Here is an 8,754-nt window from a genome sequence, read left to right as displayed (position 1 = left end):
ACTTGTTGCAAACTCGTAAAGCGAGTCGGCTGGCTGATTTAAAATCCATTTGTTCAGTTTTCAAAGAACTTATCATCCGAGCAAGACTTTACAATTTCTTATCAACTCTTGTCGGTCACAAGAATATATAATACCAGGTTTCTTCTCAAAAAGCAACATCTTTTTTAAACCGGATCTTTGCTTGTGTTCGCCTGCTTCAGAAGCGACAAGAAATAATTTATCATATGTACCCATTCAAAACAACAAACAAATTTATCCAGCTGCTGCCTCAAACAATCAACAGTCTTTGTAAGGAGGAATCCCACCTCCATAGGTTTTGACTGCCCCAAAGATGCACACCGCCCACCCAGCGGTCTACGCCATTTACACATACATTATCCAGCAGGCCTTGACCGACCTTCATTCCCCTCTCAGTGAGATAAAATCTCCATTGCTCTAAATCAACTGGTCGGTCATCGTAATAACCCGGCAGCGGGCGAGGGCCTTCAATGAGCAGTAAAGGCGAAGCCGCATTGGCCAGTCGGGTCAAGTATCCCCAAAACTGCACATCTCCAAGCCCATAATTTTTATGATGAAAGCTAATTTTCTTAAAAAGAAGAGCAAAGCCGTTTTCGCCCCGCTTTATGCCGTCTAAAATATCCTGTTCCACCCCGCTCAATCCGTTGTACACCGACGGGAACCGGGTCAAGTGATACTTTAAAGCCCCAACCAGTGAAGGCACACTAGGATCATCCAGATTCAAAAACCGCTCTATTGCTTGAGGATCCGGCGCGGTATAGGCCTTCCAAGCCTCGCTCCCATAGTTCAACTGCTCCAAGGTAACAGGCTGCCACTCTCCGTTAAGCGACCTCACCTGGTCCGAGTTCAACTCTCCTAAACCCCGAAAATCAGCCACCCCGGGGAAAGAGTCAATATTCAACAGCGATAACCGGACATTTCCCATAGCCCTTTTTGAGAACCAATCCAGAAAAAACATCAGCATCGCCTGATCAAACAGATCATACTCCATCCACAGAACTATCTCATTATGATCCTGAAATCCCGTGAGAGCTTTCTCCTGCAACTGCCGGTTTTGCTCAAACAATTGCCGAGGTACACCTTTCCCTGCAAAATATTCCGCACGCTGCCGCCGAATCGCAGGCTCATCCATATTGAATGAGAGCGGGCCTTCATACAGCGATTCCCTCCATACAAGGATCTCTCCCGAAACGCCCGATGCGGCCAACACACGAGCAAAACTATCTCCGTTTACTATATGAAGCACGCAGCCCCTCTCCTATCCGGCAATCATCCTCCAACCCTCCACCAGCAAAGAGAGTACCTGTATCAGGTACCCTCCATCATTCTGAGCAGCTCCTCTTCGTTGTCAATGACGCGGATGCCCAATTCTTGCGCCTTGGTCAGCTTGCTGCCTGAGCTTTCGCCTGCAATGACGATATCCGTTTTCTTTGATACGCTGCCCGAGATTTTGGCTCCCAGCGCTTCCAATCGCTTCGCGGCTTCGTCCCGGCTCATTGACGACAGCGTTCCCGTCAAAACGACAGTTTTCCCTAAGAAAGGACTATCCGCGGTGACCTCCGCGCTTTGTTCGACATATGGCTTCACACCCGCGTCAAGCATCCGTTTGATGCTCTCCAGAATCAAAGGATCGCGGAAAAACGAATAAATACTGTCCGCCACAATATCTCCCACATCATGGATTTGGACAAGCTCTTCCTTGGAAGCTTGAGTCACTTTTTCCAATGAACCAAAATGCCCGGCGAGCACCTTGGTTGTGGTCTTTCCGGTATTTGGAATTCCCAATGCGAACAGGAATGAAGATAAATCGCAATTTTTGCTCTTGTCGATGGCTTCGAGCAGCTTGGTCGCTTTCTTTTCCCCAAAGCGCTCCAGCTTGACCAGATCGTCAAAGGTCAAATAGTATAGGTCGGAAGGGTCGTTGACATTGAGCTCCTGGTGGAGCTGCTCAGCCGTTTTTTCACTGAAAGTATCTATGTCCATGGCATCCCTTGTGGCGAAATGCGTGATCCGCCCCACGGTCTGAGGCCTGCAGCCCAGACGGTTGTAGCAGAACATGTGAGCTCCCTTGATCTCAAGCGGAGTACCGCAGGAAGGGCAGTGGCTAGGATATACGATCTCTTCCCCATCGTTCTCCTCCGTCACTTTACCCAGTATCTCCGGGATCACATCATTGGAACGGCGTATGAAAACCAGCGCACCGATGGCGTATTTCAAGCCTTTGCGTTCGATATCGCCAATGTTGTTCAAAGTGCAGTTTTGCACGGTTACACCCGCAATATCAACCGGCTCAAGTCTGGCCAGCGGGGTGATTTTGCCTGTCCGGCCCACTTCCCATGAAACCGACAGAAGAGTCGTCGTCGCTTCCTCAGCGGTAAATTTGTAAGCCACCGCCCAGCGCGGAAACTTGTCCGTGTAGCCAAGGACCTCCCGGGTCCGCATGTCGGCAACTTTGACGACGCCGCCGTCAATGAGAAAATCCAGCGTATGCCGTATTTCCTCGATCCGCTCGAGCTCGGCGTACACATCTTCAATATGGTCATAATAATGGATATATGCGCTCACTTTCAGCCGATTGTCCTTCAGAAAGTCGACCATCTGTTTGTGATTCTCGAAGGCAATGCCGTCACTGTACCCAATGTTATAAAAATAAGCTGTCAGCTTCCGTTCCGCCGTGACACGCGGGTTTAGATTGCGCAGAGCTCCCGCGGCCGCATTGCGGGCGTTTTTTAACGGCTCCACCGCCGTCTCGTTGTATTTCTGCAGAGTGGAAAGATTCATCATGCCTTCACCCTGGACTTCAATCCTGCCGCCCTGAAAAGGAATTTCCAACGGGATGGATTTAATCGTCTTGACCTGAGGAAGGATCGCCTCCCCCACCACACCGTTGCCCCTTGTGGCTGCTTGGACGAGCTTGCCGCCCTCATAGGTGAGGTTAAGCGTCAACCCGTCAAACTTCAATTCCACAACAAACGTCGGGTGAGGGAGCGGATTGTCGGGATGCGTCTGATTGTAATCATGCACAAGCTTATGGACACGGGTATGCCATGCGAGCAGACTTTCCTTGCTCTGAGCTTTATCCAGGCTCCAAAGCTTGGACATATGCCTGTGGGTATCGAACCCTTTGAGAAGCTCATGTCCGACACGCAGTGTGGGCGAATTAGGCAGCACGGTGCCTGTTTCGCTTTCCAACAGGGTTAGCCGATCATAAAGGGCGTCATATTCTTTATCACTGATCGATGGCTGATCCAGAGTGTAATAAAGATAGTTATGCCGCTCAATCTGTTCAATTAAAGCTTTCATTTCTTGTAACGCATCCGCCATCCTGTTACTTCCTTTCTAAACAATGGTCCTTACCATTACTGTTTCGTAATCGGGGCGAACTTAGCCAACAATCTTTTGACACCCGTCGGCGCCGGAAAAGCAATCTGAAGCTCCGTGTCGTCGCCGCTTCCTTTTACCGCGACAACGACGCCGGTCCCCCATTTGCCATGGGCAACCTTGTCCCCCACGCTGTAATCCAGGACGGGATTTGCCCTCGGCTGATTTACCGTAACTTTCGGCTTTCCTGCAGCGGACGACTGGGTGAATCCGCCGGCAGAGCCGCCGAATCCGGTTCTATTAGCGTACCCGCCGCCGAAGCGTCCTTCTCCTCCTCCTGATCTTGTATAGCCGCCGGGAGAGAACACCTCCATCAGCTCTTCCGGAATCTCCTTGAGAAAACGGGATGGCGCGTTCGCGTTGGTCCTGCCGAATAAAGTGCGCATTCTTGCGCACGATAAATAAAGCTCCTCTTCCGCCCGAGTGATGCCGACATAAGCCAACCGGCGTTCTTCCTCCAATTCCTCGTCGTCCGTCAGCGCTCTGGAATGGGGGAACACCGTTTCTTCCATCCCGACAATAAACACAACCGGAAACTCAAGGCCTTTGGCGCTGTGCATGGTCATGAGCACCACCGCATTGGACTCGTCTTCGTCCGCTGCCCTATCCATGGTGTCGATATCGGCAATCAAAGCCAAATCGGTCAAAAAGGCCACCAGCGATTTATCCTCATTGCGCTTTTCAAATTCCATAGTAACGGATAAAAACTCATCTATGTTTTCCAAACGGGATTTGGCTTCCAGCGTATTCTCCCTCTGCATCTCCAATTTGTACTGGCTTAGCTCCAACATTTTGTCGGTAAGCTCGGTGACGGACAGATAATCCACCATCCGATGCAAATTCATAATAATTTCATGGAATTCCGCGAGCTGGCCTTTCGCCCTGCCCGTGATCTCCAGCGAATCCACTTCTTCCAGCAGCGCAAAAATAGAAATTCCCCGCCTGCCGGCAATTTCAGTCAGACGGTCCACCGTGGTATCGCCGATCCCCCGCTTCGGCACATTGACGATCCGTGTCAGCGAAATGTCGTCATCCGGGTTGGAGACGAGCCTTAAGTAAGCAAGAATATCCTTAATCTCTTTGCGGTCGTAGAACTTGATTCCGCCCACGATCTGATAGGGGATTTCGGATTTGATCAAAATTTCCTCAATCACACGGGACTGCGCATTGGTGCGGTAAAGAATCGCATGGTCTTTATAGCTGCGGTTGCCCGCAATATTCTTGTTAATCTCTCCGGCGATAAAATAGCCTTCTTCATGCTCCGAATCGGCCTGATAAAGACGTATTTTGTTTCCTTCGTTCTTGTCGGTCCACAGGTTCTTGGCTTTGCGGCCGGTGTTGTTCGCGATCACCTTGTTAGCCGCATTAAGAATGTTCGCGGTCGAACGGTAATTCTGTTCCAATAATATGGTAGTGGCGTTCGGATAGTCTTTCTCAAAATTCAGGATATTGGAAATATCAGCGCCGCGCCATCTGTAAATGGACTGGTCGCCGTCTCCCACCACACAAATCCTTTTATGTTTATCGGCGATCATTTGGCAGAGGAGATACTGCGCGCGGTTCGTATCCTGATACTCGTCCACATGAATATATTGAAATTTGTTCTGATAGAATTCCAAAACTTCCGGAACCTCTTTAAACAGCTGGATCGTGGTCATGATGAGGTCGTCGAAGTCAAGGGAGTTGTTGCTTTTCAGCTTCTTTTGGTACAGCTTGTACACCTTGGCGGTAATCCCCTGGAAATAATCGCCGATCCTCTCTTCGAAACGCTCGGCGGTAATCATTTCATTCTTGGCGGCGCTCATTGCGGCCTGGACGCTCTTGGGCTCGAACTTCTTGGCATCAATGTCCAGCTCTTTCATGCAAGCTTTGATTACAGAAAGCTGGTCGCCCGAATCCAAAATGGAAAAATTGGATGAGAATCCGATCCGGCCGATATCTTTACGCAAAATTCTCACGCACATGGAGTGAAAAGTGGAAACCCAAATATCCTCAGCGGACGGCCCAACGAGCTTGGCAACTCTATCTTTCATCTCTCTTGCCGCTTTATTCGTAAAAGTAATGGCCAGGATGCTCCAGGGAGCCGCCTTGCGCGTGGCGATCAAGTACGCGATGCGGTGGGTGAGCACTCTCGTCTTCCCGCTTCCCGCTCCCGCCATAATGAGCAGCGGGCTGTCTACGGCTTCGACCGCTTTTTTCTGCTCCGGGTTCAATCGGTTGACAGCTTCAAAAATATCGATAGTTCCATTCATAGGTAATACCTTCCTACTTTATATAATTATAGCTAAGGTTGGTGAACCGCGGCCACCGTCAACAAAGCCTGCTCCAAATTCTCGTAAATAATGTTGCCGACCACAACCGTATCCGCACAGCGGGCGGCTTCCCGCGCTTTCTCCGCATTATCGATGCCCCCCCCGTAAAACAAACGGGCGTTATCCAGGGCGTCAACCGCACTGCGTACGAGGTTCATGTCTCCGTAAATACCGCTGTATTCAATATAGACAATGGGCATATGGAACATCCGTTCCGCCAAACGGGCTAAGGCCGTAACATCTGTGCTCCCTAGATCGGTCCGGGCGTTGGTTAACCTGGCTGCGGCGGATTGGCCGTTGAGTATAATATAAGCTTCGGGTACGATCAGGCTCCAATCGAGTACAGCCCCATATTCTTTGATGGCGCGGTGATGCTGGCCGATAATCCAATCCGGGTCCTGAGCATTGAAAACCACCGGTACGAAAAAATAATCAAAACCCGGCACGATCGCTTCCTGATTGGAGATTTCCAGAACGCAGGGGAGCTCATACTGCCTGATGCGGGCGAGCAGATCGACAGTGTTGTCAAAGGTGACTCCCGTAGTGCCTCCGACGACAATGGCATCGGTCCCTGACATGCACAAACGCTCCAATGCCTCATCGGTGACGGGTTTGTCCGGATCCAGCTTAAATACATGCTTCCAGTCTTGGTAATTGACGAATGACAAACTCCATCCTCCGCTCTCTTGCTTTCCTTGCGCATCATTGTGTATCCTCAGTCTAAAATACGTTCGGAGGCCTGTCAAATCTTCTGATTTCCATCTTTTCGATTCAGTTCGCTAACTCCATTATAACAAAAAGGAACATTCGTTCGCTATACAAATTTGGGGAGCCGAGAGCCTGTTATCAAGAACAAAATCACCCTGCGGGTGAATAAAGACGTGTTTCTAAGGACCGGGACTGTCTTGTGACGATTTCCCTTTAATTTTTCCAATCCGCGATTCTCCGGGCGTTGCGACACTGCACGGCGGGTGCTCAGACCATTATAGCAGGGGAATATCCGCTGAAGCTGAATCGAGTCCAACACCATTATAACGAAGGGGACGCAAAGGTGATCTTCTGGATTGGAAAAGAGGGGATTTGCAAAACAAGCATCTCCCAGCGGATGAATGTATCCAAACCGATACTTATCCACAAATTTATCAACACTTTATCCACAGCCGCTGAAAATCATAATTTCCTATACAACAAGAAAAAAGGCTGACAGCATCAGCCTCATTCAGCGTTTGTTCAGATCCCATAAATAACGCGCAACCGCGTCATACTCTCTTTCGGACAAGCTGCCCGGAGCGTTATCCGGCATCGAGCTGCTGATGAACTTCTTCAGTTCGTTCCGGTTTGAAAAAGTGTTGCGCAGCATCCCTCCGCCGGGTCCCACGCCCCCATGGCAGGACACACAGCTGCGGTTGTACACCTGCTGCCCGTCCAGAGAAGAGGCTGCAGGAACATGATGCTTTTTCATCATACCTAATAGCACCGCAATTCCGGCAAACGATATAACAAGAATCACCGCAGTCATACGCCTCACGGCTTTTTCACTTCAATATCGAACGCTTTCTCCACATTATATGGGGTGTGGTCGTTTTTCTGCAGATTCAATGCAACGGTATGCTTGCCCGGCGAAAGATTCTCAATCGTAATCGGAGCCTGCCGGGTCACTGCTTCTTTCTTGACTCCGTCGACCATTAAATGCAAATGCCCTTCGCCTGGCACATGTTTTTTACCGTAATGGTCCGCCGATAAGGTCAGATTAGTGACCTGGAACTGGATCTGGACCCGGTTTCCTTCCTGCTTGACGATCTGCGCGGAGAGGTTTGGCGAGGCAGCCTGATCTTTGTCACTGGCAGTGGCGTCGGCTTTCACGGAACTGTGTACAGCGTGATTGCTGGAGGTGGAACTGCAGGCGGTGCTTAACCCGATAGCGAGAATGAATGTGCCGATGACTGCAACCGTTTTATGATTCATATCAACACCCTTTTCATCATTTTTAGGACAAAGCTCCTAATCTTGTATATGTCCGATAAAAGTAAATCATGACTGAAGAAGCTTTCTATAGCAGAAAAAAACCCCGCCGCGGACTCTGAATAGAGCTTCCGAACGGGGCTGCCTGGACGTGTATCTATAAAATATAGCCGCCGGACTGATTGGAGCCCTCTTTGCCTTTCGGGCCTGCCTCTTCTCGGCCGGACTGCGCCGCTTCCGCGGTAGGGCTGCCGGAGGCGGAACGTGCGAGACGCGCCGCATGCTTCGTCCCTCCGAAGTAGTCGCCTAATTGGCGGCCTTGCCCCGGCTGGTTCGCCTGGGGATTGAAACCGTAATGCGAGGCGATGCCTTGCGGGGTAAAAGGCTGAGACTCACGGCGCAGCCCGCCTTCCTGCGCATATCCTTGTCCATGCGGCTGGGCATAGTTCCGCTGCTCTCCTTGTGCGGGATGCTGGCCGCGATAGGTTTGTTCGTAGCTCTCGAACGTCCGTTCACTCGACTGCCCTCGCTGATCGCCGCGGTAGGTCTGGTCATAGCTCTCGAACGTCCTTAAGCTGGCCCGCTGATCGGCCAATCCTTTCAGGTAGCCTCTATCGGCAGCACCAGAACTGTAAGCGTGCTGGAGCTCCCTGTTCGGATTCTGCATGCTTTGAGATTGCCCGGCATATGCCGGATGGATCGTGGAACGCGTGATCTCATCGCTCTGCAGATGCTTCTCCACGAACCACCTCAGCGCGTTAACGGATTGCGCCTGATTTTGCAGCTCGTTCTGGACATCCTGCTGGGACGCCATCGACAAGCCACCGCGGTAGGCGTCATTTTCCGAAAGGACGGCATACAGCTCCGTTTGATCCTGCAATGTTCTAAACAGCAGGGATTTGAATACTTGCCGGATATTCGAATCGTTCGCTTCCAGAGCCGCCGTGGCATACTCACCGGAAATCCGCTTCAGCTCGGACAGCACCATGTTCGCCATATCCTTCTCGGGCAAGTGTATATGGGTGCTTGAAGCGCCGAACGAAGTCGATGCCTGTTCCTGGTTCATTGGGAATCCTCCTTC

At 50.8% G+C, this 8,754-nt stretch carries 7 protein-coding genes; all 7 read right to left on the bottom strand.

All coding sequences use genetic code 11. The annotated features are described in order from the left end of the window. Window positions 1–268 precede the first annotated feature (268 nt). Window positions 269–1,264, bottom strand: a complete 996-nt coding sequence (locus ACZ5N7_RS15405; RefSeq protein WP_464655402.1) for a DUF1835 domain-containing protein — start codon at window positions 1,262–1,264, stop codon at window positions 269–271. Window positions 1,265–1,326: 62 nt separating this feature from the next. Continuing rightward, the gene (gene ligA, locus ACZ5N7_RS15400; RefSeq protein WP_464655400.1) at window positions 1,327–3,342 is read right to left on the bottom strand and encodes an NAD-dependent DNA ligase LigA; all 2,016 of its coding nucleotides are present in this window, start codon (window positions 3,340–3,342) and stop codon (window positions 1,327–1,329) included. Between the two features lie 35 nt (window positions 3,343–3,377). Continuing rightward, window positions 3,378–5,651, bottom strand: a complete 2,274-nt coding sequence (gene pcrA, locus ACZ5N7_RS15395) for a DNA helicase PcrA (RefSeq protein ID WP_464655398.1) — start codon at window positions 5,649–5,651, stop codon at window positions 3,378–3,380. A gap of 32 nt (window positions 5,652–5,683) precedes the next feature. Further along, complete coding sequence (gene pcrB / locus ACZ5N7_RS15390) at window positions 5,684–6,379, bottom strand: heptaprenylglyceryl phosphate synthase (RefSeq protein ID WP_464655397.1); 696 nt, start codon at window positions 6,377–6,379, stop codon at window positions 5,684–5,686. Between the two features lie 551 nt (window positions 6,380–6,930). Then, window positions 6,931–7,230 carry a c-type cytochrome gene (locus ACZ5N7_RS15385; protein ID WP_464659303.1) on the bottom strand — a complete coding sequence of 100 codons (300 nt, stop codon included), beginning with the start codon at window positions 7,228–7,230 and terminating at the stop codon, window positions 6,931–6,933. A gap of 5 nt (window positions 7,231–7,235) precedes the next feature. Then, window positions 7,236–7,676 carry a hypothetical protein gene (locus ACZ5N7_RS15380; protein ID WP_464655395.1) on the bottom strand — a complete coding sequence of 147 codons (441 nt, stop codon included), beginning with the start codon at window positions 7,674–7,676 and terminating at the stop codon, window positions 7,236–7,238. Window positions 7,677–7,830: 154 nt separating this feature from the next. After that, a complete protein-coding gene (locus tag ACZ5N7_RS15375) occupies window positions 7,831–8,739 on the bottom strand; it encodes a spore coat protein (protein WP_464655393.1) in 909 nt (302 codons plus the stop codon). Between the last annotated feature and the right edge of the window lie 15 nt (window positions 8,740–8,754).

The organism is Paenibacillus sp. JCM 18996 (assembly GCF_055392555.1).
Note: the sequence above shows the minus strand (reverse complement) of the source record. Positions and strands in the feature narration are given on the sequence as shown.